Source organism: Nisaea sediminum (assembly GCF_014904705.1).
In the GTDB taxonomy this organism is placed as follows: Bacteria; Pseudomonadota; Alphaproteobacteria; order Thalassobaculales; family Thalassobaculaceae; genus Nisaea; species Nisaea sediminum.
In genome coordinates, this window is sequence record NZ_JACZCQ010000001.1 from 330428 (window position 1) to 356821 (window position 26394).

At 63.4% G+C, this 26394-nt stretch carries 30 protein-coding genes; 22 read left to right on the forward strand and 8 right to left on the reverse strand.

Annotation, left to right across the window (positions count from 1 at the left end):
* Positions 1-23 precede the first annotated feature (23 nt).
* The 3 genes from pcaF to IG122_RS01505 are packed head-to-tail and all read left to right on the forward strand — an operon-like array spanning position 24 to position 3060.
* Positions 24-1232 (forward strand): 3-oxoadipyl-CoA thiolase, encoded by a 1209-nt coding sequence (pcaF, locus tag IG122_RS01495; protein WP_193179775.1) that lies wholly within the window; start codon positions 24-26, stop codon positions 1230-1232.
* 4 nt (positions 1233-1236) lie between these two features.
* Positions 1237-2745, forward strand: coding sequence for a 3-hydroxyacyl-CoA dehydrogenase (locus tag IG122_RS01500; protein WP_193179777.1), 1509 nt, complete (start codon positions 1237-1239; stop codon positions 2743-2745).
* Between the two features lie 18 nt (positions 2746-2763).
* Entirely contained in the window at positions 2764-3060 is a 297-nt protein-coding gene (locus tag IG122_RS01505; RefSeq protein WP_193179778.1) for a hypothetical protein, read from the forward strand.
* Between the two features lie 21 nt (positions 3061-3081).
* Here the strand turns inward: IG122_RS01505 and IG122_RS01510 are convergent, their stop codons facing one another.
* Positions 3082-3657 (reverse strand): TetR/AcrR family transcriptional regulator, encoded by a 576-nt coding sequence (locus IG122_RS01510; protein WP_193179779.1) that lies wholly within the window; start codon positions 3655-3657, stop codon positions 3082-3084.
* A gap of 220 nt (positions 3658-3877) precedes the next feature.
* On the opposite strand from IG122_RS01510, the gene IG122_RS01515 reads away from it, so the two are divergent.
* The 3 genes from IG122_RS01515 (at position 3878) to IG122_RS01525 (ending at position 5337) form a co-directional block, all read left to right on the forward strand.
* Complete coding sequence (locus IG122_RS01515) at positions 3878-4594, forward strand: MipA/OmpV family protein (protein ID WP_319024792.1); 717 nt, start codon at positions 3878-3880, stop codon at positions 4592-4594.
* Between the two features lie 68 nt (positions 4595-4662).
* Complete coding sequence (locus IG122_RS01520) at positions 4663-4926, forward strand: hypothetical protein (RefSeq protein WP_193179780.1); 264 nt, start codon at positions 4663-4665, stop codon at positions 4924-4926.
* Between the two features lie 15 nt (positions 4927-4941).
* A complete protein-coding gene (locus IG122_RS01525) occupies positions 4942-5337 on the forward strand; it encodes a tautomerase family protein (RefSeq protein WP_193179781.1) in 396 nt (131 codons plus the stop codon).
* Between the two features lie 128 nt (positions 5338-5465).
* Here IG122_RS01525 and IG122_RS01530 read toward each other — a convergent pair whose 3' ends face one another.
* The 3 genes from IG122_RS01530 to IG122_RS01540 form a co-directional block, all read right to left on the reverse strand.
* A complete protein-coding gene (locus IG122_RS01530) occupies positions 5466-6251 on the reverse strand; it encodes a hypothetical protein (protein WP_193179782.1) in 786 nt (261 codons plus the stop codon).
* On the reverse strand, positions 6238-6831 hold the full coding sequence (locus IG122_RS01535) for a hypothetical protein (RefSeq protein ID WP_193179783.1): 594 nt from the start codon (positions 6829-6831) through the stop codon (positions 6238-6240). The genes IG122_RS01530 and IG122_RS01535 overlap by 14 nt, the downstream gene beginning before the upstream one ends.
* 289 nt (positions 6832-7120) lie before the next feature.
* Complete coding sequence (locus tag IG122_RS01540) at positions 7121-7741, reverse strand: hypothetical protein (protein WP_193179784.1); 621 nt, start codon at positions 7739-7741, stop codon at positions 7121-7123.
* Between the two features lie 109 nt (positions 7742-7850).
* Between IG122_RS01540 and IG122_RS01545 the strand changes: the two genes are divergently transcribed.
* The 5 genes from IG122_RS01545 (at position 7851) to IG122_RS01565 (ending at position 12047) form a co-directional block, all read left to right on the forward strand.
* On the forward strand, positions 7851-9281 hold the full coding sequence (locus IG122_RS01545) for a tetratricopeptide repeat protein (RefSeq protein ID WP_193179786.1): 1431 nt from the start codon (positions 7851-7853) through the stop codon (positions 9279-9281).
* Between the two features lie 58 nt (positions 9282-9339).
* Complete coding sequence (locus tag IG122_RS01550) at positions 9340-10065, forward strand: class I SAM-dependent methyltransferase (RefSeq protein ID WP_193179788.1); 726 nt, start codon at positions 9340-9342, stop codon at positions 10063-10065.
* A gap of 328 nt (positions 10066-10393) precedes the next feature.
* Positions 10394-10882 (forward strand): PAS domain-containing protein, encoded by a 489-nt coding sequence (locus IG122_RS01555; protein ID WP_193179790.1) that lies wholly within the window; start codon positions 10394-10396, stop codon positions 10880-10882.
* Between the two features lie 16 nt (positions 10883-10898).
* The gene (locus tag IG122_RS01560) at positions 10899-11531 is read left to right on the forward strand and encodes a LysE family translocator (protein ID WP_193179792.1); all 633 of its coding nucleotides are present in this window, start codon (positions 10899-10901) and stop codon (positions 11529-11531) included.
* Between the two features lie 213 nt (positions 11532-11744).
* Positions 11745-12047 carry an alkylphosphonate utilization protein gene (locus tag IG122_RS01565; RefSeq protein WP_193179794.1) on the forward strand — a complete coding sequence of 101 codons (303 nt, stop codon included), beginning with the start codon at positions 11745-11747 and terminating at the stop codon, positions 12045-12047.
* A 94-nt stretch (positions 12048-12141) separates the two neighbouring features.
* Here IG122_RS01565 and IG122_RS01570 read toward each other — a convergent pair whose 3' ends face one another.
* Positions 12142-12327, reverse strand: a complete 186-nt coding sequence (locus IG122_RS01570) for a helix-turn-helix domain-containing protein (RefSeq protein ID WP_193179796.1) — start codon at positions 12325-12327, stop codon at positions 12142-12144.
* 113 nt (positions 12328-12440) lie between these two features.
* Between IG122_RS01570 and nhaA the strand changes: the two genes are divergently transcribed.
* The 9 genes from nhaA (at position 12441) to IG122_RS01615 (ending at position 20104) form a co-directional block, all read left to right on the forward strand.
* Entirely contained in the window at positions 12441-13655 is a 1215-nt protein-coding gene (nhaA, locus tag IG122_RS01575) for a Na+/H+ antiporter NhaA (protein ID WP_193179798.1), read from the forward strand.
* A gap of 64 nt (positions 13656-13719) precedes the next feature.
* Positions 13720-14718, forward strand: coding sequence for a sodium-dependent bicarbonate transport family permease (locus IG122_RS01580; protein WP_226893255.1), 999 nt, complete (start codon positions 13720-13722; stop codon positions 14716-14718).
* A gap of 20 nt (positions 14719-14738) precedes the next feature.
* On the forward strand, positions 14739-15053 hold the full coding sequence (locus IG122_RS01585; protein WP_193179800.1) for a P-II family nitrogen regulator: 315 nt from the start codon (positions 14739-14741) through the stop codon (positions 15051-15053).
* Positions 15054-15187: 134 nt separating this feature from the next.
* Entirely contained in the window at positions 15188-16336 is a 1149-nt protein-coding gene (locus IG122_RS01590; protein ID WP_193179801.1) for a M14 family metallopeptidase, read from the forward strand.
* Between the two features lie 4 nt (positions 16337-16340).
* Positions 16341-16694, forward strand: coding sequence for an arsenate reductase (locus IG122_RS01595; RefSeq protein ID WP_193179802.1), 354 nt, complete (start codon positions 16341-16343; stop codon positions 16692-16694).
* Positions 16695-16700: 6 nt separating this feature from the next.
* The gene (locus tag IG122_RS01600; RefSeq protein ID WP_193179803.1) at positions 16701-17819 is read left to right on the forward strand and encodes an NAD(P)/FAD-dependent oxidoreductase; all 1119 of its coding nucleotides are present in this window, start codon (positions 16701-16703) and stop codon (positions 17817-17819) included.
* Positions 17800-18117 carry a (2Fe-2S)-binding protein gene (locus IG122_RS01605; protein ID WP_193179804.1) on the forward strand — a complete coding sequence of 106 codons (318 nt, stop codon included), beginning with the start codon at positions 17800-17802 and terminating at the stop codon, positions 18115-18117. The genes IG122_RS01600 and IG122_RS01605 overlap by 20 nt, the downstream gene beginning before the upstream one ends.
* The gene (locus tag IG122_RS01610; RefSeq protein ID WP_193179805.1) at positions 18104-19507 is read left to right on the forward strand and encodes an FAD-dependent oxidoreductase; all 1404 of its coding nucleotides are present in this window, start codon (positions 18104-18106) and stop codon (positions 19505-19507) included. The genes IG122_RS01605 and IG122_RS01610 overlap by 14 nt, the downstream gene beginning before the upstream one ends.
* Positions 19508-19519: 12 nt before the next feature.
* Positions 19520-20104 (forward strand): peroxidase-related enzyme, encoded by a 585-nt coding sequence (locus tag IG122_RS01615; protein ID WP_319024793.1) that lies wholly within the window; start codon positions 19520-19522, stop codon positions 20102-20104.
* Positions 20105-20107: 3 nt separating this feature from the next.
* On the opposite strand, the gene IG122_RS01620 is transcribed toward IG122_RS01615, so the two are convergent.
* Positions 20108-20773 (reverse strand): trimeric intracellular cation channel family protein, encoded by a 666-nt coding sequence (locus IG122_RS01620; RefSeq protein ID WP_226893256.1) that lies wholly within the window; start codon positions 20771-20773, stop codon positions 20108-20110.
* 170 nt (positions 20774-20943) lie between these two features.
* Between IG122_RS01620 and IG122_RS01625 the strand changes: the two genes are divergently transcribed.
* Both IG122_RS01625 and IG122_RS01630 read left to right on the forward strand, forming a co-directional pair.
* Entirely contained in the window at positions 20944-21750 is an 807-nt protein-coding gene (locus IG122_RS01625; RefSeq protein WP_193179806.1) for an alpha/beta fold hydrolase, read from the forward strand.
* A gap of 52 nt (positions 21751-21802) precedes the next feature.
* Positions 21803-22663: a DUF1194 domain-containing protein gene (locus tag IG122_RS01630; protein ID WP_193179808.1), complete on the forward strand. Its 861-nt coding sequence runs from the start codon at positions 21803-21805 to the stop codon at positions 22661-22663.
* Positions 22664-22683: 20 nt separating this feature from the next.
* Here the strand turns inward: IG122_RS01630 and IG122_RS01635 are convergent, their stop codons facing one another.
* Both IG122_RS01635 and IG122_RS01640 read right to left on the reverse strand, forming a co-directional pair.
* The gene (locus IG122_RS01635) at positions 22684-24465 is read right to left on the reverse strand and encodes a hypothetical protein (protein WP_193179810.1); all 1782 of its coding nucleotides are present in this window, start codon (positions 24463-24465) and stop codon (positions 22684-22686) included.
* 194 nt (positions 24466-24659) lie between these two features.
* Positions 24660-26390 (reverse strand): hypothetical protein, encoded by a 1731-nt coding sequence (locus IG122_RS01640; protein ID WP_193179812.1) that lies wholly within the window; start codon positions 26388-26390, stop codon positions 24660-24662.
* Between the last annotated feature and the right edge of the window lie 4 nt (positions 26391-26394).

A 26394-nucleotide genomic window follows, 5' to 3' on the forward strand; every position in this document is an offset into this window, starting at 1 on the left:
AAATCTCATTGGGAGCCGCCGACATGACCGAAGCCTTCATCTGCGATGCGATCCGCACCCCCATTGGCCGCTATGGCGGCGCGCTCTCCACGGTGCGCGCGGACGATCTCGCGGCGCATCCGATCAAGAGCCTGATGGCGCGCAACGGCTCGGTCGACTGGGACGATCTCGACGACGTCTATTATGGCTGCGTCAACCAGGCCGGCGAGGACAACCGCAACGTCGCCCGCATGGCCCTGCTGCTTGCCGGTCTCTCGCCGGAAGTTCCGGGCGCGACGGTGAACCGGCTCTGCGCCTCGGGCATGGAGGCGGTGAATGCCGCGGCCCGCGCGATCCGCTCCGGCGAGGGCGATTTCTTCATCGCCGGCGGCGTCGAAAGCATGTCCCGCGCGCCCTTCGTCATGGGCAAGGCGACCAGCGCCTTCGACCGCAATGCCGAGATCTTCGATACCACGATCGGCTGGCGCTTCATCAATCCTCAGATGCAGAAGCAGTACGGCACGGACTCCATGCCGGAGACGGCGGAGAACGTGGCCGAGCAGTTCCAGATCAGCCGCGAGGACCAGGACGCCTTCGCGCTGCGCTCCCAGCAGCGCGCCGGCAAGGCGATGGAGAACGGACGTCTCGCCCGCGAAATCGCGGCGGTCGAGATCCAGGGCCGCAAGGGCGCCGTCACCGTGGTCGATACCGACGAGCATCCGCGCCCGTCCACGACCGCCGAAGCGCTCGCCAAGCTCGGCACCCCGTTCCGCAAGGAAGGCGGCTCTGTCACCGCGGGCAATGCCAGCGGCGTCAATGACGGCGCGGCGGCGATGATCGTCTGCTCCGAAGAGGCGGCCAAGCGCCACGGCCTGACCCCGCGCGCCCGCATCGTCACCGGTGCCGCCGCCGGCGTGGAGCCGCGGATCATGGGTGTCGGCCCGATCCCGGCCAGCCGCAAGGTGCTGGAGCGCGCCGGCCTCAAGGTCGGCGACCTTTCCGTGATGGAGCTGAACGAGGCCTTCGCGGCCCAGGTGCTCGCCTCGCTGCGCGATCTGGGTATCGACGACGACGACGAGCGGGTGAACCCGAACGGCGGCGCCATCGCGCTCGGCCATCCGCTCGGCGCCAGCGGCGCGCGCCTGATCATGACCGCGACCGAGGAGCTGCAGGACAAGGGCGGCAAATACGCGCTCTGCACCATGTGCATCGGCGTCGGACAGGGCATGGCGACCATCATCGAAAAGGTTTGATCTGATGACATTCGATGCTGCGAAAGCCGGTCTCACCGTCGGTGTGATCGGTGCGGGCGCCATGGGGCAGGGGATCGTGCAGGTCTCCCTCCAGGGCGAGATGAACGTGGTGCTGTTCGACGCCAAGGAAGGCAGCGCGGAAGCCGGCAAGGCGCAGGTGATCTCGCGTCTCGAGCGTCTCGCCGAGAAGGGCAAGCTGACGGCCGACGCGGTCGCCGCGATGGCGGACCGGGTCACCGTCGCCTCCAGCCTCGCCGACTTCAGGGACTGCCAGTGCGTGGTCGAGGCGATCTTCGAGAATCTTGAGGTGAAGCGACAAGTCTTCGCCGAACTCGAAGAGCATGTCGCCGCAGACTGTCTGCTGACCTCCAACACCTCCTCGCTGCCGATCGGCTCCATCGCCCGGGTCTGCAAGCATCCCGAAAGGGTCGCCGGCTTCCACTTCTTCAACCCCGTGCCGCTGATGCGCCTCGTCGAGGTGATCCGCGGGCCGGGCACCGAGGAATGGGTCATGGACGGGCTCTGCGCGCTCGGCGAGCGCATGGGCCGCACGCCGGTGAAGGTGAAGGACGCGCCGGGCTTCCTGGTGAATTTCGGCGGCCGCGCCTTCACCACCGAGGGCCTCGCCGTGGTGCACGAGGGCGTTGCGACGCCGGCCCAGGTCGATGCGGTGATGCGCGATTGCGGGCATTTCCGCATGGGCCCGTTCCAGCTCATGGACCTGACCGGGATCGACGTGAACTATCCGGTCTCGCTGATCGTGCACGAGCAGTACAGCTACGATCCGCGCCTCCGGACCGTGCCGCTGCACAAGGCGCTCTACGACGCCGGCCGCTTCGGCCGGAAGACCGGCATCGGCCATTTCCGCTATGACGAAAAGGGCCAGGAGATCGACCCGCCGAGCCCGGATCACGAGACCGCGGCCGCCCCGGCGGTGCAGGTCCATGTCGCCGCGCACGCACCGGAACTCGACGACCTGCTGGCGGGCGTTGCGCTCGACGAGACCGACGACGGCTCCTCGCCGATCGTCGCCGCGCTCTTCGGCGAGGATTGCGCCACCTTCGCCAGCCGCATGGGCATCGACCATACCCGTCTCGTCGCCATCGACGTGACCGGCGACACCTCGAAGCGGGTGACGATCATGTCCGCGCCGGGCGCCTCGGAAGACGCGCTCAACGCGGTCTCGGCGGCGCTGCAGAAGAACGGCCGCAAGGTGACGGCGATCAAGGACAGCGCCGGCTTCATCGCCCAGCGCATCCGCGGCATGGTCGGCAATCTCGGCTGCGAGATGGCGCAGATCGGCATTGCCGATCCGGACAGCATCGATCTCGCCATGAAACTTGGCCTCAACTATCCGCTCGGCCCGCTGGAGATCGTCGCCGATCTCGGTGTCGAGCGCGCCTTCGCCATCATGGCGGCGATGCACGCTGTCAGCGGCGACGACCGATACCGGCCTAGCCTCTGGCTGCGCCGTCGGGCACAATTGGGGCTGGATATCAAAACGCCCAATTAAACGAGACGAGGGAACGCCATGAGCGGCAACGAGACCGGGACCCCCGGAACTGGGATGGAAGAGCGCAAACCCTTCATCCTGGAGAAGCCGCTCTGGCGCGGCGTCTTCAACGGTGTCGTGCTCTGCATCCTGATGCTCGGCGCCCAGGCACAGGGCTGGCTCGGCCCGAGCACCGAGGTCACCGCCGAGGACGTCTACCGCGCGGTGGTCTACGGCCTGGTGTTCGGTGCGGTCATGTATGTCTATTCGCTCTGGCGGCAGAAGCGGCAGGAGAAGGCGCGGGCCGCCGCGGCCGGGACGCGCGACGAGAACTGACGGTGTCGGTCCCGGTTGCGTTCAGGATTTTCGCACGAGCGGCAGGAAGATCGAATCCACCCAGATTTCGCGAAGGTCGGCCGGCGGCGGGCTGAACGTCATGATCGCGTACTGCCGCGTCAGATCGAGGAGCAGGGTCTCGATCGCGGGGATCAGTTTCTGCGGATCGATCTCCCCGCGCTTGACACCGCGTTCGAGGATCGGCGGCAGGCCCTGCGTCTGTCCCGCGGACAATGAACTCCTGAGGTCGCTTGGCGTGTTGCCGGTCTCCTGAAAATACTCGCTCGCGAAGACCGAGAAGATCGCGGCAAGCGCCATTGTGCGTTTCGAGATGAGCTCCATGTATTCCAGCAGTTCGGAGCGCAGGTCCCCGAGGTCGCCGACCTCGCTCGGATAAGCCTTCATCTGGTGGCGGATCGCCGCGATGGCGAGATCGGCCTTGTTTTCCCAGCGGCGGGCGATGACCGGCCGGCTCGTCCCGGCGCGGGCGGCGATGCCGTCCATCGTCATTCCGGCATATCCGCGCTCCGAAAGTTCCTCCCAGGCCGCCTCCAGTAGGGCCCGCTCCAGTGCGGCACCGCGACGACGTTCCGCCATAACGTGACAACTCCAATAAGATGCGACTTCGCATCTTGACCTTTGGCGATCAACCTTTCATAAGATGCGTAACTGCATCTTAACAAGGGGCGACTATATGCCAATCCATTTCATGCCCAGGCGGCAAAGCATTGCCGCACTGTATCTTATCACGGTTCTCGGAAGCGTCGGCAGCACGGCAACCGCGCACGCGGGCGCGGACAGTGTTCCGGGACAGGCGGTGAGTCCGACAGCATCGTCGGCCCCGCCGGAGCGCAAGGACGACACGCGGTGGACCCTGGGGCTCGGCGTTGCCGTGGCCCCCGATTTCCTAGGCTCGGAAGAGTACGAAGCGCAGCCGGTACCGCTTCTCGACGTGAAATACGGCCGCTTCTTCGCCAGGACCGGTGACGGGATCGGCCTCAACATCCTCGAGACGGAGCGCTTTACCGCCGGCGTCGCCATCGACTGGATGAAGGGCTACGACGGCGAGGATGTCGCACGCGGCATCGACGATGTGGATGATGCCCTCGGTGCGCGGCTCTTCGTCTCGACGCGGTTTCGCGGCTTCGTGGGCAAACTCGAGGCGACCCAGGCTGTCACCGAATCAGACCGGGGATTGCTGGTCGGTGCGTCGCTCGCCTATCCCGTCGCCGCAAGCGACAGGCTGACCATCATCCCGAGCCTCGGGACCCAATGGGCGAGCGAGAAATACATGGACGGCTATTTCGGGATCGATGCCGGGGAGAGCGCCCGGTCGGGGCTTCGCACCTACGCGCCGGGCAGCGGCTTCCGGGACGTCACGTTCCGCCTCAGTGCGCGCTATCGCATTACGGAGAGCATTACGGCCACGGGCGCGCTCGGCGTCACCCATCTGCTCGGCGACGCGGCGGATAGTCCGATGGTCGAGCAGGAAACCGCGCCCGTCGCGCTCCTCGGCGTGACCTACAGCTTCTAGGAGGCAACGGTGCCGGGCGCCGGGGAAAGCGCATCGCAGCGCGCCGCGCCTGGCGGAGGAATCGGGTCATGACCAGGCGGGACGGGCGCTTCTTCCTCGAGCTGCCGCACTGGCGCGGCCTGATGAACGGCGCCGTGTTCTGCCTGACGATGATCGCCGTCCGGGCCTGGCTCGGCCCGGGCGGCGCGCTGGGGGATTTCGGCATCCGGCATGCGTTCGGCTACGGGCTTGTGTTCGGAGTGCTGATGTATCTCTATGCCCTCTGGAAAGAGAGGAGCCGGGCCCGAACCGCGCGCCGGAACGGCGTCTCGGGGGCCGGCCCGGAGACGTGAGAGGGGGCAAAGCCGATGGCGCAGTACAAGATCTACGGTGAGCGCGCCCATCTCGCCCGCCACCGCGCGCGCCTGTCCGACATCCTGCACGGCTGCTCGACCGAGTTCCTGAAACTCCCGGAGGAGAAGCGCTTCCACCGCTTCATCCCGCTGGACCCGGAGGATTTCATTCGCCCGGCGGACCGGAGTGCGGCCTATACGGTGATCGAGATCTCCATGTTCGAGGGCAGAGCGCCGGAAACGAAGAAGGCGCTGCTGCACGCGATCATGGAACGGGTCCCGGCGGGGCTGGGCATCCCGGTCGAGGACGTGGAGATCACGATCTTCGAAACGCCGATGGCGAACTGGGGGATCCGCGGGAAGACGGGGGACGAACTGGTATTGGGGTACAGCGTGGACGACAGAAATTGAGTCATGTCTCCCTGGATCTCTATAAAAGTCTACGAATTTGAATTTCGATACTGAGGTGTACGGAAATATGGTACAGCAAATTTGTCGCCCGGATTGCAGTGCGTCTGCGTTAGAACTGGTAATTCATTTTATTGATGGTTGAACTCGGTAAGTATCGAATCCGGGATTTTGTATTTTTTCCATGAAATAATTTCGAGGCTTTTGTTTCTGTATAATGGATGTATGAAGGCATTTGCAGAATTCTTGATTGCTACCATAATATGATTGCCATTCTGATCCGTCACTTTTCCTTGAGTCTCCTGGATCGCGCAACTGTAGTGGCAGGATTCATCGTACTCGTAATCTTTCGAAAGCCAGGCACCTACAATTTTTTTTATCGAAAAATCTGTGGTGTTCTCATAGAATAGCCAGCTTTCTTTACTGGATATTTCTGTTGTTTGGTATTCAAGATTTGCATGAACATACTGATGCACGCAAAGCATTGGAGATATTGTTTCTGTTGTAATAGATGAATATTGCATTTCGTCAACAGATTTCCAGTTTTCCTTTTTTGCGGACTCCGCTAAAACCGAAAGCGCCACTGAAATCGGGAACTGTTCGGCTTTTACCTCTAAGGCTTGGGAAAATTTTAAAACTTTCTCTTTTGTCAGGTTGGTCTCATATTTTTTATGAATCCCCAAATTAACAACTGTCGGCGCGACACTTCTGTCGTTGCATCTTATTTTTTGCTTGAGTATTTTCCTTGGCTTGATTTCCATTTTTTTAACGTGAAACTCTAAATTTCCAGCTTCATAGCGTTCCTGAAAATTGTTTGCGAGTGCCTCTGTGCCCGCGAAAACGATGATCAGCACAATGACAACAAATAATATATGCTTCTTCTCTTGCGCAATATGTGATGATTTAATTGAAGTCATGGATGTACTCCACCCGGTCGACTACTCGTATTTTTTCTGGAGAGATCTTTAGTTCACTCGACTTATATTTAGAAACAGGATCGTCTCCCATATCAAAAAACATGACGCGTGAAACAGTTGTGTTCGGCTCAATGAGGCGCCCAAAATCTAACGTTGATTGTGAGTTTGTGTTTGTAAAATCTGTTTTGATCAGGTTGATGGGGGCGTTGATTAAGTCCACAGGGATGGCGAATATATTAAAGGGAAACAACATTTTTGAGTCCGAATGAACATCTGTTCCATCTTTTGGAAAGAATAATTGTCCGCTTTTAGACGAGAAAGAAATGCTGTTTCTTGTTATCATATAATAAAAATCTGTATTGTTTGCGATTCTGACATCGGTAACAAGAAATCCCATAGACTCCAAGATTGAAATATCGTTGTTTTTTTCTGGGTCATAGATTTTTACCTTAATATGAAGGCCGTCAAAATTCGAAAGTGTGATTACATCGATTGCAGATATAGCATCATTATTCTTGAATTGTGGGCTTGCGCATCCAAGTAATATTAGCGTGGTGATGATAGATATTGTGATTCTCATGATTGACCGTTGTAAATTTCAATTTAACCTTAATGTCGGGGTAAATTATCAAATGATGGATATTCCATCAATGGTATCGAAGAATTTTCTGTAACTATCCAGCTTTTCGGCGGATTCTTGTTGTATCGCAACCGTCGTCGGGCGCGCCTTCTCATAGGGAGGATTTGTGTATTTATTTGATGTTGTTTAAAAATTTTTCGATTTAAGGCTGTGTTTGTCGAACTGAGATGGCATGAAATTTATTTCATGGATTCTTTGGGCGCAAATCTCGTTCGTGCCTCTATCCGTCTTACTGGGCTCGGTATCCGGGATCGATTTTGTCGGTATGACGGTGGCGGCGATCGAGCGGCTTTCGCCGCATCGCAAATAGAATAAGCGCCGCCACCACGACGACCGCGCCGCCGATGGCGAAGGGCAGCAGCGCAGTCCCGCTCTCGCCGCCCTCGATCATGCTCCAGACCATCTTCCCCGCCGCGCCGGCAACCACGACCGCGCCGCCGATCAGCAGCGACCGCATCCAGAAGGCCGCGGCCAGCGCCCAGCCATAGGCGAGCACGGCGGCGAGGCCGAGGAGGTTCTTGAGGTCGAGACCGGCGCGCAGGCGCTCCTGTTCCATCGCCAGGAAATCTGCGACGCGGGGACCGGTCTCCGCAGGGGCGGGAAACCAGAACATCGAGGTCAGGAGCGCGAGGATCGTCGTCAGGATGCCGTTCAGGTTGCGGCGCCAGGCGAAGAAGATGAACGGCAGGACCAGCAGCGGCCGGACCGCCCAGGAGAGCATGTTGTGATGGCGCGCGAAGGCCCAGTCGAAGAATGCGTCGCTCGCGAAGAGCGCGGCGAGAAAACCCGCGATCGCGCCGAGCAGAAGCGCGGTCACGATGCGCCCGCTCAGGAAGTGCCTGTCCGTCATTGCCGTCCCCGTCCGGTCCGGCCGGCAGCATAGCCGGAACCGGCTTCGGAAATCCCGGCTTGCCGTCGCGCTTCCGCGCGCGGCCCCGGTTGAGAGGAGCAAGGCGCGCGTGATAGAGATGACCGGCGCACCGGCCTCCGGGCCGCATTGTCCGGCACCGTGGCGCTTTTCGCAGCGTCCAGGTCTCCGGCTGCGCCCGCATTTCAAACAGGCTCTTGGTGGTCGCCCGAACATGTCGCTGATCGAAAGAATTCTGGTCGGGGACCCGGACGCGGTCGCGGAAGCCGAAATCCTGCTCCGGGACTCTCCCGAACCGGAGGACGGCTTCGAGCTCCGCCGCGCGCTGGTGAAGAACTATATCAACTGGCAGGGCGCCCGGCGGGATGCCGGCGTCAACGATCTGGAGCGGGATTCCGAGGCGGCTCTCAGGCATATGAGGCTGCTGCACGCGGCCCATCCGGAGAATCACGGCCTGACCCACCAGTTCTCCTCCCTGCTGATCGAGACCGGACGGCATGGCGAGGCGCTGCGGGTTCTCGAGGATCTTCTGGAGGAACTGCCTGCCAAGTCCCTCGGGCTCAGGATGACCGTCCTCGACTCGATCGCGCGGGTGCATTCCGTGCAGGGCAGGTCGGGTCGGGCGGCCGCGCTATACGAAGAGATCTTTTCCACGGCGCTGGCCGCGTGCGGGCCCACTCTGGACGAGAACCAGGAGACGTTCTTCGGCTCGGTGCTTGCCCGCCTGGCGCGGCTCCGCGTCAATGCCGGCGACTATGCGGAGGCGGTGCGGGTGATCGAGGCGTTCCCACACGCCATCGACCTTACGCCGCTCAACAATACGCTGAAGCGGGCGCGGGCGCTGCTGCGGGACGGACCGCCGTCGCAAAGCCCGGACGCGCGGCCGGTCGAGCTGGACAAGCTGACCGTCGCCTGCGTCAAGCACGGGACGAAATACGGCGCCGACTACGTCAATCGCCTCTACGCGATGGTGCGCCGCCACCTGCCGGGGAGCTGGCGCTTCGTCTGCCTGACCGACGATCCCGGGGGGCTGCGGCCCGAAATCGGCATTATCGACATTTCGGATCGGCCGCTCCAGGGATGGTGGGCGAAGCTGGCCCTGTTCGATCCGCAGACACCGTTCGCCGACCGGACGGTTTTCTATCTCGACCTCGACACGGTCGTGGTCGGGGATCTCGGCTTCATCGAGGGGATGAAGGTGGGGTTCCATGTCCTCGAGCACTCCTTCAATCCGGGCTTCAATTCCTCCGTCATGCTGTTCGACCGGACGTTCGCCGCGCCGGTCCATGACCGCTTCGACAGGAGCGACCTCGACCGGCTGACCGGCGATCAGGACTGGCTTGAGGAATGCATGCCCGGGATCGATGTCTTCCCGCGCGGCCCCATCCGGATCTACAAGTCGCTCGAACCGGATCTCGATGCGCCGCGGCTGGCCCGGACCGGCGCGAGGATCGTGACCTTTCCGACAGTGCCCAAGCCACACCAGATCCAGTACGGTTGGGTGCCCGAGCACTGGCGCTAGACGCGCGAATGCCGAACCAGGCGATGCTCCTATTTCGGTTTCTGGGATCGAGGTTGCGATGCTGATTACACCACTGACACGCGCGAAGCTCGTCGAACTGCTTCCCGAGGGACTGGAAATCGCCGAGATCGGTGTCGCGTCGGGCGGATTCTCGCGCACGATTCTGGATGGCTGCAATCCGCGCCGGCTGCGGATGATCGATGCCTGGATGCATCAGGACGTCGCGCATCTGAAGCCGGACTCGAACAACCCCGAACAGGCCGTTCAGGATGAGCGTCACGAGGGGGTGTTGAGGGACTTCGCGCCGGAGATCGCCGTGGGGCGGGTCGTGGTCGACCGTGCCTATTCCCACGTCGCGGCGGAGCGTATCGCGGACGGCTCGCTCGACGTTGTCTATATCGACGCCGACCATTCCTATGACGGGGTGATGCGGGATCTGACCTGCTACGCGCCGAAGGTCGCGTCCGGCGGCCTGATGATGGGGCATGACTACACGCTCCATCCCAGGGTCGAGTTCGGCGTGGTCCGGGCAGTAAATGAATTCGTGCTCGCGAACGGTTACAATTTCCTTGTTCTCACCTTAGGCGAGAACTTTCCAACCTGGGTCATCGCCGCCGAGCTTCGCGGCACGGCAAATGCCTTCATGGAACGTATCGTCACGCGTGTCAGCGGCACGGTCGAAGTGACGGGCTTCCCCGAGCACATCGCCTTCGAGCCGAAATATGTGCGGCATGAATCCACCGGATTCAGTTTCGTGCCGAGCTTTTCGGCGATCAAGGACTAGGCTTGCCCGCCGGGCGCCTTTGCCGGAAGTCCCTGAATTGTGGGGCGCACTCCTTTATTTCCCAATCGTCCCCGGGCCTGATCCGGGATCGGTTTCTCCGCCTTCACATTTCGTGATCACCTCGGTCCCGGCTCTCCTGCCCGCTGACTTTCAAGGGGGCGGGCGCGCTCTGCGCAGCCGGTTTGCCGCCGGCCCGGAACTCGGATATCCTGCCTATCCTTTTGAAGTTGCGTGGTTCTGATCGGTCTATCGTTGCAGATATCTTTGGGACATAGCGGATCGCCATCCGCCGCTTCGGTTTTCCGCCTCTGCGGGAACGGTGGCTGAGATGTCCCAGTCCGACATCGTCGCGGAAGAGGATATCGCCAGTCCGCTCGTGCGGTCCTTCCACCGGTTCTGGACGGAGTGCCGCGGCGGTGCCGCGATCCCCGACCGCGCGCATTTCACGCCGGAGAGCCTGCTTCCCTGGATCGGCCATGTGCAGATCGTCGAGGTCGTGGATGGCGGGCGGGATTTCTTTCACCGGATCGTCGGGACCGAGATCGTCAGCGTGATCGGCCGGGATCTCAGCCGGAAATATGTCTCAGAGTCCGATTACAAGATCGGCGCCGAGGCGATGCTGGGACGCTACCGCGAGACCATGGGGCGCGCCGTGCCGACCTTCCGCAAGGGTTCGATGACCTGGGCGCTGAACAATTCCTGGGTCGCGTTCGAATCCGTCACCGCGCCGCTCTGCCGCGGCACCGGCGAGGTCGACCAGCTCATCACCGTGATCGACTATCCCGGCCTTCCGTCGGCGCGGGACCGGACAATCTGAAACGGAGCACACCGCCATGACACTCTTCGGGGCCTTCACTCTGTTCCTCGTCCTGGCCGCCATGGCGGCGCTGCCGAGTTCCAGCGTCGCGCTCGTCGTCGCGCGCTCGGCCATGTCCGGTGTGCGGCACGGGCTCGCGGTGGCGCTCGGGATCGTCGCGGGCGATCTCGTCTTCATCGCGCTGGCTGTGCTCGGCATGGCGGCGCTGGCGGCTGAGCTCGGTACACTCTTCGCCGTGATCCGCTACGCGGCGGCGGCCTATCTCGTCTGGTTCGGGTTCTCGCTCATCCGCTCCCAGCTCCGTCCCGCGTCCGGGGACGGCGCGGCGCCAAGGCCGAGAGGCGCGCGCGGCGGACTGGCGGGGAGTTTTCTCGCCGGACTGCTGCTGACCATGGGCGACGTCAAGGCGATCCTCTTCTATGCGAGCCTGTTGCCGACCTTCCTCGATCTCACCACCCTCTCCGGAACGGATATCGCGCTGCTCTCCGCCATCGCCGTTGTGTCGGTGGGCGGTGTTAAGGTGGTTTATGTCTTCGCCGCCGAAAGGCTGGCGGGCAGGGCGAGCGGGTTCGCCTATCTCCGGCAGGTGAAGATGCTGGCGGGCGGGGCGTTTGTCGCGATCGGCGGCGCTCTCGCGCTGAAGGGGTAGCGCCCCTTCAACCCATCAAAACGGTCGTCATTCCCGCGGACGCGGGGACCCAGGGATCCAGGTCCGAGCTCGACGCTCTCTGGGTCCCCACTTGCGTGAGGATGACAACCGTTTTGATTGGAGCAAGCGCATAGGGTGCGACCCCGTTGCAGTTGTGCGGGCGGGCGAGGGGCGTATAAGGGGCGCAGGATCCCCTTGCCGGAAAGAGCACCCATGTCCGATCAGGATGACGAATACGTCTATGACGAAGCGACCGGCGAATGGCGGCCGGCCTCGGAGGTCGCGGCCGAGCGGGCGGCGGCGAACGCGGTCCGCGATGCGGCCGGCAACGAACTCGCCGACGGGGATTCGGTCACGCTGATCAAGGATCTGAAGGTGAAAGGCGCGGGGCAGACCCTGAAGCAGGGCACTGTCATCAAGTCGATCCGCCTGACCGACAATCCCGAAGAGATCGACTGCAGGCACGAGAGCATCAAGGGCCTCGTGCTCAGGACGGAGTTCGTCCGCAAGCGGTAACAACCTCCTCTCTATAGCCCAACCATCTCATTAGGTCGTCATTCCCGCGAACGCGGGGATGACGACCTTATTGAGGGAGTGAGGCACAGCTCCCTCACGCCTCCGGCTTGTTGGCGTGCGCGTTCAGGTAGCTTTCCAGGTCCTTTTCTGCCACGCGCCAGTCGCGGCCCATCTTGATCGCGCGTAGCTCGCCGTCGCGGATCCAGTTGCGGACCGTGCTTTCCTTCATTTTCAGGAGGTCGGAGACCTCATGGATGGTCAGGAGCGGTTTACTCAGCATAGCAGCGCCTGTTTTCGTCGTCGTTTATATCATTTTATAGCTGTTTATTGAAATTCAAATCCGCAAACCTACATAAGCGGCTGTCTGTCGAATTTCTGACGCCAGGATATCACATGTCGGCTCCCGCTTCCGCTGCTTCGCGTTCCGTTTTCGCCCTGCTGCGCCACGAGGCGGCGCCCGGCGTTCTGCTGTTTCTCGCCGCGATCCTGGCGCTGATCCTGGATAATTCCTCGCTCGCCTGGCTCTATGACGGCCTTCTGGAAACGCCGGTGACCTTCGCTGTCGGCCAGCTCGTCATCGATAAGCCGCTGCTCCTGTGGATCAATGACGGTCTGATGGCGATCTTCTTCTTTTATGTCGCTCTTGAGATCAAACGGGAGCTGGTGGAAGGTCATCTCTCCGATCCGCGCGAAGCGGCGCTGCCGACGGTGGCGGCGCTCGGCGGCATGGCGCTGCCGGCGCTGATCTTCCTCTTCTTCACCTGGGGCATGGCGGTCGAGATGCAGGGCTGGGCGATCCCGGCCGCGACCGACATCGCCTTCGCGCTCGGCGTTCTGGCCCTTCTCGGCAAGGGCGTGCCGCCAGCGCTCAAGGTCTTCCTGTTGTCTCTCGCGATCATCGATGACCTTGGCGCCATCGTGATCATCGCGCTGTTCTACACCGCCGAGCTTTCCGGGGTCGCGCTGCTCTCCGGGCTGATTGGCGCCGTTGTTCTCGTTGCCATGAACCGGCTTGGCGTCACCCGCGTCGCGCCCTATGTGCTGGTCGGCGCCGTGATGTGGGTCGCGGTGCTGAAGTCGGGCGTCCATGCGACCTTGGCCGGCGTGGTGATTGGTCTGACCATCCCGCTGAAGACGCGGGAGGACGAGGAGCCGCCGCTGATCCGTCTGGAACACGGCCTGCAGCCCTGGGTCGGCTTCCTGATCATGCCGCTCTTCGCTTTCGCCAATGCGGGCATTCCGCTGACCGGGCTTTCCCTGGCGGATCTCTTCCAGCCGCTGCCGCTTGGCATCGCCTTCGGTCTTTTCGTCGGCAAGCAGATCGGCGTCTTCGGCTTCGCCTGGGCGGCGATCAGGTCCGGCTTCACCTCGCTGCCGAAGGACACGAATTTCGCGCAGATCTATGGCGTCTCGCTGCTCGCCGGCATCGGTTTCACCATGAGCCTCTTCATCGGCACGCTCGCCTTCAGCGATCCGGAGCATGCGCGCGCCGTGCGCCTCGGGGTGATGAGCGGTTCCATTCTCTCCGGCCTTGCCGGGTACGCGGTCCTCCGCTGGGCGATCCGAAGCGCCGCGCGACCTGTAACCGCGGCAACGGCGAGAGCCTGAATGCATTCCCTCCCCCTTGCCCCGGTTCCGTGAGCGGCCGGGGCTTTTTTTTGAGTGACGTGTCATGGATATCAACAGCATCCTCTCTCTTGCAGCCAGCACGCTCGGCTCGCCGGTGGTTCTGTTCTTCATCCTCGGTTTTCTCGCGGCCCTGGCGCGCGTCGATCTTTCCCTGCCGCAACCGGTCGCCAAGACGATCGCGCTCTACCTGATGCTGGCGATCGGCTTCAAGGGCGGGGTCGGGCTGGCGGACAGCGGCGCCGGGGCGGCGAGCGTGCTGCCCCTGCTGGTCGGCATCCTCTTCAGCGCCATGTTCCCGCTGCTCGCCTTCGGCGCGCTCAGGGTCGCGAGCGGGCTCGGCCGCACCGACGCCGCCGCGGTCGCCGCACATTACGGCTCGATCAGCATCGTCACCTTCCTGACCGCGACCCAGGTCCTGGCCGACCGCGGCGAGGCGGCGGAAGGTATCCTCGTCGCCGTCGCCGCGGCGATGGAGGCGCCGGCCATCGTCGCCGGGCTCTGGCTCGCGGGACGGGCGGTCAAGCAGGCGGGCGAGGGGACGGCCGACGGGCCTTCGCTCTCCGCCCGCGAGGCGGTGCTGAACTCCTCGGTCGTCGTGCTGCTCGGCGCGCTCGCGATCGGCTGGTTCACCGGCAAGGACGGGCTCGCCGACATCAAGCCTTTCGTGGTCGATCCCTTCAAGGGCGTGCTCTGCCTCTTCCTGCTCGACATGGGGGCGGTCGCGGGGCGCGGGTTGCTGCAGAACCGCTCGGCGATCGATCGCGGCACGGTGCTGTTCGGCCTCTACATGCCGCTGGTCGGGGCGGCGCTGATGGCGCTGGCGGTCTGGCCGCTCGATCTTTCCCCGGCAGGCAAGGCGCTGATGATTGTGCTGGCGGCGAGCGCCTCCTATATCGCGGTGCCGGCGGCGATGCGGCTGGCGCTGCCGGAGGCCAAGCCGGTGATCTATACGACCCTGTCGCTCGGCATTACCTTCCCCTTCAACGTGGTGGTCGGCATCCCGCTCTACGTCGCCGCCGCCTTCGCGCTTTTCGCCTCCTGATCCGGTGAATGGAGACAGTCATGCAGACCTTTCCGAAACTCCGCCTGGACATCCTGATCGAGCAACTGGCCGTCCCCCGCCTGGAGGCGCTTCTGAAGAACCTTCCCGGCGTGCATGGTTTCACTCTCCTGCCTGTGCACGGCGGCAGCGGCCTCAATGGCGGCTGGACCCGCGACGGTCAGATTGCCGGATCCGAAGGCATGATGATGCTCTGGTGCATCCTCGACGCGCAGCACAAGGACGAGGTGCTCGAAAAGCTGTTCCCGTTCGTCAACGCGCGCTCCGGGCTGATCTCGGTCTCGAATGTCGAGGTGGTGCGCGCGGAGCGCTTCTGAACTCCGCGCCGCGCCGGCTGCTCAACAGACTCTTTCCGCACTCCTCTCTGGTGCGGAAAGCCGGTGCCGCGTAGTCTCGCGGAAACCGGTCATCCGTACCGCGCCGTCACCGCCGACCACCTCCGGGAGTTCCCATGTTGCGTATCGATGCTGCCTTCGACAGCGGCAATATCGAGACCGTCTCGATCGACGATCCGAACGACATCCAGCTTCGCCTCGTCAAGGACCACCTCTCCGACTTTTACCAGTGGTTCCATTTCCGCCTTTCCGGCGCGAACGGGCGCGGCGTCACCATGCGGATCCTGAACGCGAGCGGCTCGAGCTATCCGAAAGGCTGGGAGAACTACCGCGTCTGCGCCTCCTACGACCGCGAAACCTGGTTCCGGGTCCCGACCTCTTATGACGGCACGGAACTGACGATCCGCCATGTGCCGGAAGCGGATTATGTCTGGTACGCCTATTTCCAGCCCTATTCGATGGAGCGGCACCAGGACCTGATTGCCGCGGCGCAGGGCTCCCCGCGCTGCACCGCCGAGGTGATCGGCGAGACCCACGATCTGCAGACCATCGACCTGCTGACCATCGGCTCACCCTCGGAGCAGAAGAAGAAGCTCTGGGTCTTCGCGCGCCAGCATCCGGGCGAGCCGATGGCGGAATGGTACATGGAGGGTTTCATCGAGCGCCTGCTCGACCCCGCCGACGGCACCAGCCGGGCGCTGCTGGAAAAGGCGGTCGTCTATGCGGTGCCGAACATGAACCCGGACGGCAGCAAGCGCGGGCATCTCCGCACCAACGCGCTCGGTGTGAACCTCAATCGCGAATGGGCGGAGCCGAGCGTGGAAAAGAGTCCCGAGGTGCTCTGCGTGCTGGAGGCGATGGTGGCGCGCGGCATCGACCTCTCCTTCGACGTGCACGGGGACGAGGCGATTCCCTATAATTTCATCGCAGGAAGTTACGGCGTACCGGGAATTTCCGAGGCGCATGTTACGATGCTGGACCGGTTCCAGGCGACCTATGCGGCGATGAACCCGGATTTCCAGACGGCGCACGGCTATCCGAAGCCGGCGCCCGGCAAGGGCAATCTCACCACCTCGACCGGGCATATCGCCAACAGGCTCGGCGCGCTTTCGATGACGCTGGAAATGCCGTTCAAGGACGCCGACAACCAGCCGGATCCGGTGCATGGCTGGGACGGGGAGCGGTCGAAGTCCCTCGGCCGCAGCCTGGTCGACGTCTTGCTCGCAACGGTGGACGACCTGCCGGCGCCGATGGAAAGGAACTGAGGCGATGATTACGGTCTATGGCATTCCGAACTGCGACACGGTGAAGAAGGCCCGCAAATGGCTCGACTCGCGCGGCGTCACTTACAGTTTCCACGATTTCAAGAAGGGTGGGCTGACGGCTGAGCGGGCCGCGGGCTGGATCGAAGAACTCGGCGTCGAGAAGGTGGTGAACAAGCGCGGCACGACCTGGAAGAAACTCGACCCCGCAATCCAGGAAAGCGTGACCGATACGACGGCTCCGGCGCTGCTGGCGAGTCATCCCTCGCTGGTGAAAAGACCGGTCTTCGACCTCGGCGAGATCCGTCTCATCGGGTTCGACAAATCGGTTCAGGCCGACCTCGAAGCGTTGCTCGATTGAGCCGCGATGTCGGACGCCAGTGAGGTCATCGTTATCGGCGGCGGGCTGGTTGGCGCGGCCGTCGCCTACGGGCTCGCCCGCGAGGGGGCGTCCGTCACGATGCTCGACGAGGGCGATGTCGCGCTGCGCGCCTCACGCGGCAATTTCGGCCTCGTTTGGGTGCAGGGCAAGGGCGACGGGATGCATGAATATGCAAGCTGGACCCGGCGCTCGAAGGATCTCTACCGGAGCTTCGCAGACGTCATCCGCGGCGGCGACGGAACCGATATCGAGTTGAAGCAGGACGGTGGGCTCGAGCTCTGCCTCGGCGAAGAGGATTTCCGCGCCAACGAGGACGAGATCCGCCGCATGCACAACCAGCCCGGCGTCGGCGAGAATGATCGGGTGATGCTGGACCGCGCCGATGTGCTGAAGATGCTGCCGCTGATCGGTCCGGAAGTGACGGGCGCCAGCTACTCTCCGCATGACGGCCACGTGAACCCGCTCTATCTGCTGCGCGGCCTGCATGGCGGCGCACAGGCGCTGGGCGCGCGCTATGTCAGCGGCGCGCAGGTGCGGAAGATCGAGAAGGATGGGGAGGGTTTCAGCGTTTCCACCAAGGTGGGGGCGTTTCGCGGCGGCAAGGTGGTCATCGCGGCCGGGCTCGCCAACAAGTGGCTGGCGGAAATGGTCGGTCTCTCGATCCCCGTCGAACCGAACCGGGGCCATATCCTGATCACGGAGAGGATGCAGCCTGTGATCCCGATGCTTCTCGTCAATGCGCGGCAGACCGCGGACGGAACGATCAATTTCGGCAACAGCCACGAGGATGCGGGCTACAGCACGCGCATCAACCCGGCGAAGCTCGCCGAGATCGCGCGCTCGGTCATTCGCAGTTTCCCGGTCCTGAAAGATGCCCGCATTGTCCGCACCTGGAGTGCGCTCCGGGTGATGTCGCCGGACGGCTTCCCGATCTACCGGGAGAGCGAGAGTATGCCGGGCGCCTTCAGCATTTCCTGCCACAGCGGCGTCACGCTGGCTGCAGCGCATGCGCTCGAACTCGCGCCGGTCATTCTCCGCGGCGGTTTCAACGAGCGCTTCGCCGCCTTTTCTCCGGAGAGGTTCGATGCTGCGCCGGCTGCCTGAACAGAAGGGACGAAGGGTGCGCTTCCTGTTCGAGGGCGAGCAGGTGCATGCGCTTGAGGGCGACAGCGTCGCGGCAGCGCTTCTGGCGGCGGGAGCCGGTGCCACCCGCACGACGCCGAAAAGCGGATCGCCTCGCGCGCCCTATTGCATGATGGGTGTCTGTTTCGAATGCCTGGTGGAGATCGATGGTGTGCCGAACCGGCAGGCATGCCTGATCGAGGTGCGGGATGGAATGCGGGTACGTCGCCAGCGCGGCGCGCCTGGGCTGCCTGGGGAGGCGGAAGATGACCCGGTTTGACCTCGCCATCATCGGTGCCGGCCCGGCGGGAATGTCGGCGGCGGTCACGGCGCGCGACGCCGGGCTCTCGGTGATCGTGGTGGATGAGCAGCCTGCGCCGGGCGGGCAGATCTGGCGCGCGGTCGGCCGCAACGCCGGTGCGCGTTCTGGAAACCTCGCTTTTCTCGGCGAGGATTATGCGAAAGGCGCGGAACTCGCGGCGCAGTTCGAGGCGTCCGGCGCGCAGTTCTGGCCGAGCGCGTCGGTCTGGCATGCCGACAGTCCGGATGAAGGCGACAAGACGGTGACGGTCGCCTGGGACGGAGCGACGCGGCAGTTCCGGGCCGGAGCGCTGTTGATCGCGACAGGCGCGATGGAGCGGCCGGTCCCAGTTCCGGGATGGACGCTGCCGGGCGTCATGACGGTCGGCGCGGCGCAGACGCTGCTGAAGAGTTCGGGGCTTCATCCGGAACCGCCATTGCTGCTCGCCGGAAGCGGTCCGTTGCTGCTGCTGTTCGCGGCCCAATGTATTGCCGCCGGTATCGAGATAGCGGCGTTGCTCGAAACCACGCCGCCGGGCGCCTATATGCGCGGCCTGCCGCACCTGCCCGTGGCCTTGCTCGGATGGCGGACTCTGCTTAAGGGGCACCGGCTGAAAAGACAGTTGGCAGCCTCGGGGATACCGGTCTACCGGGCGGTCACCGACCTTGTGGCCGACGGCACGGAACAGCTTGAGCGCGTCCGGTTCCGGAGCGCGGGGATGCCGGTGGAACTCGAAGCTGCGCACCTGCTGCTGCACGAGGGCGTGGTGCCGAACCCGCAGCTGACCCGGCTGCTCCGCTGCGACCATCACTGGGACGCGGCGCAGCGCTGCTTCCGGCCGGATCTGAGCGACCGCGGCGAGACCAGCGTCGACAATGTCTTCGTCGCCGGCGATGGAGGCGGGATCGGCGGCGCTATGGCGGCCGTCCATTCAGGACGTATCGCGGCGTTCGAGATCGCCGAGCGTTTCGGCTCGGTCAACCGGCCCTCCGGCGACGTCGAGATCGTCAAAGCGCGAGACGCGCTGCGCGCGGAACTTGCCGTCCGGCCGCTGCTCGACGCGATGTTCCCGCCGCCGGACTGGATTGCCCGGCTGGACGGAGACGTGACGGTCTGCCGCTGCGAGGAGGTGAGCGCCGCTGCCGTACGCAAAGCCGCCGCGCTCGGCGCCCCGGGTCCGAACCAGGCGAAGGCCTTCCTGCGCGCCGGCATGGGCCCGTGCCAGGGGCGCATGTGCGGTCTCACCATCACTGAAATTCTTGCCGATGCGCACGGGGAACACCCTGAGCGGATCGGCTACTACCGGATCCGCCCCCCCATCAAGCCGGTCACGCTCGGTGAACTGGCGGCGCTGGACGGATCGGACTGACAGGAGGAAAGAGTGAGTCAGGAAAAAGTGCATGCCCTGGAAATCGGGCTGCCGGTCCCGGATGCGGACGACCTATCGCCGGAAACCCGGAAGTACTGGGATCTCTGCGCGGAGAAGCTCGGCATGGTGCCGAACGTCATCAAGGCCTACAGCTTCGACGACGCGCATCTGAAGGGCTTCACCGCGCTCTACAACACGCTGATGCTCGGCCCCTCCGGCCTCAGCAAGCTGGAACGGGAGATGATCGCGGTCGTCGTCTCCTCGATCAATCACTGCTTCTATTGCCTCGTGGCCCATGGCGCGGCTGTCCGCGAGCTGTCCGGCCAGCCGGAACTCGGCGAAGCATTGGCCTTCAATCACCGCTATGCCGATCTCGACGCAAGGCAGAAGGCGATGGTGGGGTTCGCTGAGAAGCTGACGCGGTCGCCCTGGGAGATGGTCGAGGCCGACCGGCAAGCGCTACGCGATGTGGGCTTTACGGACCGCGACATCTGGGACATCGCCAATGTCGCCGGCTTCTTCAACATGTCGAACCGGGTCGCGAGCGCCGTGCACATGATGCCGAACGCGGAATATCACACGGCCGGGCGCGGCTGAGCTTCAGCGCTCCCGGCTCTGGCGGAACTCGTCGATCGTCTTCGGCTTGCGGTAGTAGCTCGGCATCGACCAGTCGAAGGTGATTGCCATCGCGCGGACGGCAAAGGTCACGAGGAAGGCGGCGATAGCCGCCTCCAGCCGCCCGACCGAGAGCCCCGCCAGCGCGACATAGGTGATGGCTCCGAGAGCTGCCGCGGTGACATAGATTTCCCGGCGCAGGATGATGCTTTCCTCGTTGCCGACGACATCGCGCACGATGCCGCCGACCGAGGCTGTCACCACGCCCATGACCACGGCGATCAGCGGTCCGGTGCCGTGATCCAGCCCCTTGACCGTTCCGACCACGGTGACGAAGGCCAGCCCGAGCGTGTCGAACCAGAGTACCAGCCGGATCCGCGATTCCACTTTCGGCGCGATGAAGAACATGATCGTCGCGGTGATCAGGCAGGCGATCACGTGCGACGGGTCGGCGACCCAGAAAACCGGCACGTCGAGCACGAGATCCCGCACCGTGCCGCCGCCGACGCCGGTCAGGATGGCGAGCCACATGAAGCCGAGGATGTCGAGACCCTTGCGCGAGGCGACGAGTGAGCCGGAAATCGCGAAGGCGACCGCCGCCAGCATGTCCATGACGAAAGTCAGCCGCGAAAGTTCGACGATGTCCTGCATGGCTTCTCCTCCCTTCGCCGGATGATACGTCGGATCGCGGGCCATGCGCTCTTGTTCTAGTATGGAATGACAGGAGGGGGTAGCCAGCGCGTTTATCCGCTCCCGAATGCTGGCATAATGACCGGGAATTGAATGATTTTCAGGGTACGGCGGTGCCGAAGGAGAAGGATATGGCAAAGGAACCTGAGCGGAAACGGGTCGATACTCCGGCGGGGCATATCTCGTATCGCGAGGCCGGCGCCGGTGCGGGCAAGCCCGTGCTCCTGGCGCTACACGGGCTCGGCGGCAATTCGGCGACCTGGCGGGCGCAGTACGCCGCGCTCTCCGATAGCTGGCACATCATCGGCTGGGACGCGCCGGGCTATGGCGAGACCATGGTGATCGGCCCGGACCAGACGGCGTTCGCGACCCTGGCCCTGGCGCTGATGGACCATCTCGGGGTCGGCGAGTTTTCCGTCATCGGGCATTCCATGGGGGGCATCGTCGCGCAGGCGGTGGCGGGAGAGGGGGGCGACCGGGTCAAGCACATGATCCTCTCCTGCACCCACTCCGGTAGCGCCAAGCCGGCGAGCGAGCCGCTCTCCGCGAGCTATGCGACGCGCATCGCGGCGCTGGAGAAAGAGGGCAGTGCGGCCTATGCCGCGCAGCGCTCCGGCATGATGGTTGCCGATGGCGCGCCGGAAGCGGTGCGGGCGACCGTCGAGGAGATCGCCCGCGGCGTGACCGCCGCCGGGCTCCGGACCTGCGCCACCATGCTGCACCATGCGGATACCCGCCCGGTGGCTCCGACAATCCGATGTCCGGTCCTGCTGATCTCCGGCGCTGGCGACAAGGTGGTGTCCCATCGCCAGTCGGAAGCGCTGGCGGCGCTCTATCCCGCGGGGCGGCATGTCCGCTTGGAAGGGGTCGGACACGCCCCCTACATGGAAGCGCCGGAGGCTTATAACGCGCTCTTGAGGGAGTTCCTCTCAACATAGACTTGCCTCCACGTCCGAAAGTGCGCGCTAATACGGGTGGAGGTCACCTGATATGCCGCTTGCGCGTTTTATCGGTGTTTGGCGTAAATCCGCGATCGGCGCGCTCGCCGCGCTTTGCCTTTTCCCTGCTGCCTCTCTTGCCCAAGGCCTGCCCCAGACCGGACCGCAACTGGTCGATCTGAAGCTTCTGCTGGCCGTCGACGTCTCCGGCTCGATCGATTTCTGGGAGGGTGGGCTGCAGCGCGACGGTTATGTCGAGGCGCTGCGTGATGACGCGGTCATCAATACCATCCTCTCAGGGCAACTCGGCCGCATTGCGCTTGCCTATGTGGAGTGGGCGGGCGGCGATCATCAGCGCGTGCTGCTCGACTGGACTCTGATCGACAGCAAGCAGGCGGCTTATGATTTCGCGGAGAATCTCTCCGTCAGGGCGCATATGGCCGGCCGGCGCACTTCGATCGGCAACATGCTGGATTTCGCGGTCCGGATGTTCCAGGACCCGCGTTTCTTTGCGGAAAGACAGGTGATCGATATCTCCGGCGACGGACCTAACAACAGCGGAACCCGGGTGGACGAGGCGCGGGACCGGGCAATCGCTGCGGGGTTGGTGATCAATGCCCTGCCGATCCTGAACGAGAGGCCGTCGCCCTATGGCTTTCCGAAGCTCGACGATCTCGATGTCTATTACGAGGAATGCGTCATCGGTGGAGACGGCGCCTTCGTGATCGCGGCCAAGGGGATCAAGTCCTTCGCCTCGGCGGTGCGCCGCAAGATGATCCTCGAGGTCGCGGGGCTTATGCCGGAGAAACCGGTCCGCGCGCTGCCGGCCGCGCTCGGTAAGGGCCCCGGCGGGTATAATTGCGGGATCGGCGAAAAGCAGTTGCACGAGTTCCTGAACCGCGGCGGGGACTAGCTCCGCCAGGGCAGCGCACGCTATTTCTTCGGCGAACTCGCCATATGCTCGATCCAGGCATAACCGACGAAGATGTCGTCGATATACGCCCCTGCCGCGCCTTCGTAGAACGGGTGGGCGATCTTCGTGGAGAACAGCGTGTATTGCGTTACCGGCGAGAGCGCCTTGAGAGTGATGACGATATCCCCGTCCGTCGCCTGGAAGCTTTGCCCGCTCAGGATGGCTGCCTCCCGCGCGTAGGATTCCAGCGCGGAATGCATGCGCGACTGCTTACGGACCGTTACGGTCAGCTTCTGGACCCAGGGGAAGGACGGATCGTATTTCTCGGGCACGAAGTCCTCGAGATGGATCGCGAACGGATTCCGCCAGCCCTGCGTGACGAACTTCTGATAGGCAGCCTCGGTCATTTCGACGGGGAGCTGCGGGACCATGCCTTCGGAGAGCGAATAGGACGAGGTCACGTCGTCGGCGAGGATGCCGGGATAGAGGCTGCCCCAGCCGATGCGGGCCCAGTCCTTGAAATTGTCCGATGTCTGGTCCTTCGGCCGTTCGGTATCCTTCAGCCAGAAGACGCTGGTTACCAGCGAGGCGCCGGCATATTTGCCGGCCGTGAACTGAACGGGCAGCCAGTTGCCGTGATAGAGGACGGTGCTCGACGAGTCCGGCGTTCCGGGGGCGGGAGATCCGAGGGCATCGAGGACACGGGCCTTGGCGCGCGCGGCATCCTCGGTTTTCAGGCCGAGCCGGACGAGGTCGCCCTCGTCGAGCTTGCGAAGCTCCGCCATCGTGCCGCTTGCCGAGACCTGATGCGCTTTCAGCGGACCGAAATCGTTCCACATCATTCCCGTCTTGCCGGAAAAACTGTAGCTCTCGGCGAAACCCGGCGCCGGACGGTCGTTGAGGCCGAGCGCGTACATCTCCACCGACCAGGAGAGGACCTTCAGCCGTGCCTGGGAGATCTCGTATTCGGTGCTGTAATGCGCGGGCGCGCCCGAGCCGGGGGTGAGGCCCGGACCGACATATCCGTTTCCGAGCCCCTGACCGACGACCCCGCGTTCGTCCTCGACGCCGATCTTGTACCGGAAATAATAGATTTCCTGTGCCGGCGCACCGTTGCCGTCGTAGCGCCGCAGGAAGCCGATATTGCCGCCTGAAAGTTCATATTGCTGGCCCGGCTGACCGGTATAGCCGAGATAGATCCGGTTATTCGGCTGCCGTCCGGTCGTTTTGACCGACATACCGAGCAAGGGTTCCGCTCCGGGGATGCGCGGGTTCGATTTCCCCGCGAGAAGCACGCCGAGGAGGCCTTCGATGACAGGGGTGGTCTGCACCGTAATTCCGTCAAGACCGGCCTCGGCGGCGATCGTGTCGATCGAGAACAGGATGGCGAGCGGTGCCATGCCGTCTCCGCCATAGGCGCTGTTCAGGAGGAAGTGATCGCCGCCCTGTTCGAAGGCGAACAGGAAATTGTGGAAAGCGAGGCCGCCTTCTTCGCAGGTCGTGTCCGCAGGGCAGTCCTGAAGCAGACGCCAGAACTGCGAAATGGTCGCCTCGATCGAGTAGGCTTTGGCATCGGCGTCCTCGACAGTGCCCATGTAATCCCAGGTGTAGAGGCTGGTGCCGCCGCAGAGCGAGCCGGGCATGGACGCATAGCCGACATTTCCTTCCGGTGTGGGGATCGCATCGCCGTCTGGGGCGCTCGGGGTCCCGCACCCGAAGCGGTAGGCCGGATCCGCTTCCGCAAAGCCCGGCAGCATCAGGAACAGAAGAGCGAGCGCGCAGAATACGGTTCTATATTTCATGACGATCCTGTCCGACTTCAGTGTGTCGCGGGCGGTCCGCCGATTGCTCCGATCGCCAAATCGCGCGTGGCGAGGCAGAGGAAACGAACGCGCCAATAGGGCGGAAAATATCACGCGGTACGCGCAATGGGCGTGTTTCTGTTTTTTTTATTATGGAAGACGGAGAGGCCGACGACCCTTGGCCGCGGTCCGGATCAGCCGAAGAATCCGCTGCGCTGCAGTTGGACGTGAAAGTCCCGCAGGATCTTTTCCTTCTTCGTCGGGTCGGCGATTTGCGCGACCAGCTCGGTCTCGAAGTTCGGTCGGCGCAGATGCTTCACGATGATCTCGCGAGCCAGCTTCGAGGCCTTGCCGTCGGGAAGCATTTCGGGCTGGCACATGCTAACCAGCATGAAAGCCCGGATATGGAGCGGCTTGTCCGGGTCGTCGACACGGTCGAGGATGCGGCCGTCGACGATATAGGTCGCCAGCAATTCGTCGAGATGCTGGGTCAGCTGCTGCTTGCGCGCATCGGGCAGGTTCGAATTCTGGATCCGGTAGAAGATCGAGGTGACCTTCTCCATCTTCTTGTTCGGCGCAACCGAGCTGCGGACGATCTGGTTGACCGATGCGGGCGTCATGAAGAGCCCGTTCAGATGATGCTCGATCTCGTCTTTCAGAATGCTGCGGCCGAGATCGCTCTCGAACAGGGCGAGCAGATACCCGGCCTTGCGGCCCGGGTCGCGAAGCGCCGGCAGGACGCTCGCGGTCGCCGCCTTCAGCCCGCCTTCGCCGCCCTTGTTGATGATGTGGGATTGGCGGTGCGTGATCGCCTCCGCCATTTCCGGACCGCCGACGAGCTCGGTTCCGGGGATCAGCTTCTGCAGCATCTCCCGGAACACCTTTGGTTCGTCTTCCTTGTCCTTGGTCAGCGCCCCGGAACTCTGCAGCTGGCGGCAGACTCTGTCCATCACGGCGAGCTTGGATTCGGGCAGCTTTGCCTTGCGGAACAGCTTGTTGATCTTGAGCGCCGTCGCCTCGACGTTCTCCGGGTTTCCGGCCTTCTCTTCGTCGATCTCGCGCACGCCGTCGGCGATCTCCATCAGCGTGATCAGGGCGCCCGCAAGACTCTCCTGTTCGCCGAGCAGGTCCTGCAGGACCTCCGCATTGCTGAGCGCGTCGCTGATGAACCAGTCGAGATTGGCGAGCGCGGGATCGGACTCACATTCCTCTGCCCATCCGACGGAGGTCGCGAACTTGTCCCACCAGTTGCGCTTGCCGACGAGATCGCGGCTCGCCGCGACACGGAACAGGTAGCCGGGGGCCTCTCCGTTGGCGGATTTGTTGATGCGTTCGATGGACTCGTTGATTCCGTCCTTCTCGATCGACGGCAGCTTCTTGCTTTCCGCGTTCCTGGCGCGCTCGCTGATCTTTTCGACGAAGCCGAAGAGCGCGTCGCGCCGGGTGCCCGTGTCTCCGCCGTCCTCGCCGCGCGACTGCAGCTGGGCGACCCTCGCGACGGCCGACGGAAGCATGGACTGGAAATCCATGGCCCGCTTCATCTCGCGGGCATTGTGCATGACCTCGGTAGGGGTCACGCCCTGTTTGTCGAGATAGGCGCGGAATAGACGGTTGATGGTCTTGCGGCCCGCACCTTGGAAGAGTTCTTCCACATCTTCGCAGACCGGCGGCGTGTTGCCGATTTCCCCGACGGCGATTTGATCGCCGTTGCCGGTCGCACGGAGCTTTTCGAACAGAATGTCGCCAGGGGAGGGATTGCGGATGTCCTTGAGGGACTCCTTTACCACGCGGACGCCCATGACGCCCGGGCGCGCCATGAACTGCATAGCGGTCTTCTCCGCGCTTTCGATATCGCGCGCGGCACCTTCGATGGCCCATGACCCTTCGCGAAGGGTCAGGATTTCCAGATTCTTGTTTCGACGCATCCTG

Excerpts from the sequence above, each read along its gene's own strand:
- pcaF (WP_193179775.1), top strand. The coding sequence starts at position 24 with ATGACCGAAGCCTTCATCTGCGATGCGATCCGCACCCCCATTGGCCGC.
- IG122_RS01555 (WP_193179790.1), top strand. The coding sequence starts at position 10,394 with ATGTCCCAGTCCGACATCGTCGCGGAAGAGGATATCGCCAGTCCGCTC.
- IG122_RS01605 (WP_193179804.1), top strand. The coding sequence starts at position 17,800 with ATGCTGCGCCGGCTGCCTGAACAGAAGGGACGAAGGGTGCGCTTCCTG.
- IG122_RS01585 (WP_193179800.1), top strand. The coding sequence starts at position 14,739 with ATGCAGACCTTTCCGAAACTCCGCCTGGACATCCTGATCGAGCAACTG.
- IG122_RS01520 (WP_193179780.1), top strand. The coding sequence starts at position 4,663 with ATGACCAGGCGGGACGGGCGCTTCTTCCTCGAGCTGCCGCACTGGCGC.
- IG122_RS01550 (WP_193179788.1), top strand. The coding sequence starts at position 9,340 with ATGCTGATTACACCACTGACACGCGCGAAGCTCGTCGAACTGCTTCCC.
- IG122_RS01565 (WP_193179794.1), top strand. The coding sequence starts at position 11,745 with ATGTCCGATCAGGATGACGAATACGTCTATGACGAAGCGACCGGCGAA.
- IG122_RS01580 (WP_226893255.1), top strand. The coding sequence starts at position 13,720 with ATGGATATCAACAGCATCCTCTCTCTTGCAGCCAGCACGCTCGGCTCG.
- IG122_RS01635 (WP_193179810.1), bottom strand. The coding sequence starts at position 24,465 with ATGAAATATAGAACCGTATTCTGCGCGCTCGCTCTTCTGTTCCTGATG.
- IG122_RS01600 (WP_193179803.1), top strand. The coding sequence starts at position 16,701 with ATGTCGGACGCCAGTGAGGTCATCGTTATCGGCGGCGGGCTGGTTGGC.
- IG122_RS01640 (WP_193179812.1), bottom strand. The coding sequence starts at position 26,390 with ATGCGTCGAAACAAGAATCTGGAAATCCTGACCCTTCGCGAAGGGTCA.
- IG122_RS01630 (WP_193179808.1), top strand. The coding sequence starts at position 21,803 with ATGCCGCTTGCGCGTTTTATCGGTGTTTGGCGTAAATCCGCGATCGGC.
- IG122_RS01505 (WP_193179778.1), top strand. The coding sequence starts at position 2,764 with ATGAGCGGCAACGAGACCGGGACCCCCGGAACTGGGATGGAAGAGCGC.
- IG122_RS01500 (WP_193179777.1), top strand. The coding sequence starts at position 1,237 with ATGACATTCGATGCTGCGAAAGCCGGTCTCACCGTCGGTGTGATCGGT.
- IG122_RS01530 (WP_193179782.1), bottom strand. The coding sequence starts at position 6,251 with ATGACTTCAATTAAATCATCACATATTGCGCAAGAGAAGAAGCATATA.
- IG122_RS01590 (WP_193179801.1), top strand. The coding sequence starts at position 15,188 with ATGTTGCGTATCGATGCTGCCTTCGACAGCGGCAATATCGAGACCGTC.
- IG122_RS01560 (WP_193179792.1), top strand. The coding sequence starts at position 10,899 with ATGACACTCTTCGGGGCCTTCACTCTGTTCCTCGTCCTGGCCGCCATG.
- nhaA (WP_193179798.1), top strand. The coding sequence starts at position 12,441 with ATGTCGGCTCCCGCTTCCGCTGCTTCGCGTTCCGTTTTCGCCCTGCTG.
- IG122_RS01610 (WP_193179805.1), top strand. The coding sequence starts at position 18,104 with ATGACCCGGTTTGACCTCGCCATCATCGGTGCCGGCCCGGCGGGAATG.
- IG122_RS01525 (WP_193179781.1), top strand. The coding sequence starts at position 4,942 with ATGGCGCAGTACAAGATCTACGGTGAGCGCGCCCATCTCGCCCGCCAC.
- IG122_RS01620 (WP_226893256.1), bottom strand. The coding sequence starts at position 20,773 with ATGCAGGACATCGTCGAACTTTCGCGGCTGACTTTCGTCATGGACATG.
- IG122_RS01510 (WP_193179779.1), bottom strand. The coding sequence starts at position 3,657 with ATGGCGGAACGTCGTCGCGGTGCCGCACTGGAGCGGGCCCTACTGGAG.
- IG122_RS01535 (WP_193179783.1), bottom strand. The coding sequence starts at position 6,831 with ATGAGAATCACAATATCTATCATCACCACGCTAATATTACTTGGATGC.
- IG122_RS01570 (WP_193179796.1), bottom strand. The coding sequence starts at position 12,327 with ATGCTGAGTAAACCGCTCCTGACCATCCATGAGGTCTCCGACCTCCTG.
- IG122_RS01595 (WP_193179802.1), top strand. The coding sequence starts at position 16,341 with ATGATTACGGTCTATGGCATTCCGAACTGCGACACGGTGAAGAAGGCC.
- IG122_RS01625 (WP_193179806.1), top strand. The coding sequence starts at position 20,944 with ATGGCAAAGGAACCTGAGCGGAAACGGGTCGATACTCCGGCGGGGCAT.
- IG122_RS01540 (WP_193179784.1), bottom strand. The coding sequence starts at position 7,741 with ATGACGGACAGGCACTTCCTGAGCGGGCGCATCGTGACCGCGCTTCTG.